Source organism: Corynebacterium sp. AOP40-4SA-5 (genome assembly GCF_052377355.1).
Classification (GTDB): domain Bacteria; phylum Actinomycetota; class Actinomycetes; order Mycobacteriales; family Mycobacteriaceae; genus Corynebacterium.
In genome coordinates, this window is the sequence record NZ_JBQSWS010000068.1 from 1 (window position 1) to 391 (window position 391).

1 protein-coding gene is annotated in these 391 nt (G+C 64.7%); it reads right to left on the reverse strand.

From position 1 onward, the window contains the following. Window positions 1–18: 18 nt before the first annotated feature. Window positions 19–336, reverse strand: a complete 318-nt coding sequence (locus ACT3S3_RS15305; protein ID WP_073884357.1) for a transposase — start codon at window positions 334–336, stop codon at window positions 19–21. Between the last annotated feature and the right edge of the window lie 55 nt (window positions 337–391).

Sequence of the window (391 nt, forward strand, 5' to 3'; positions counted from 1 at the left end):
AGTTGATGTATTTGCAGATCAGCGCAAGGGGCGGTCGAGCTCCGCGGCGAAAAAAGCCGAGGCGGATTTGAGGATCTCGTTAGCGCGGCGCAGCTCCCGGTTTTCCTTTTCCAGGGCGTGGATCCGGTCGGTGTCGTCGGTGGTGGTCCCGGGACGCTGGCCGTTGTCGATCTCGGTGCGGCGGACCCAGCCGCGCAGAGTTTCCCGGGAGATGCCGAGTTGGTCGGCGACTCTGCGGATCGCGCCGCGAGCGGTGTCGGGGTCGGTCTTCGCGTCGAGGACCATGAGGATGGCTCGCTGTCGGAGTTCGTCGGGGTACTTGCGTGGTGCTGGCATGGTGGGAGGTTCCTTTCTGTGGCTTCCCACCCTCCATCATCCCCGGGACGGTTCA

Bases quoted from the DNA above. Each gene is read 5' to 3' on its own strand.
- ACT3S3_RS15305 (WP_073884357.1), bottom strand. From the start codon at position 336: ATGCCAGCACCACGCAAGTACCCCGACGAACTCCGACAGCGAGCCATC.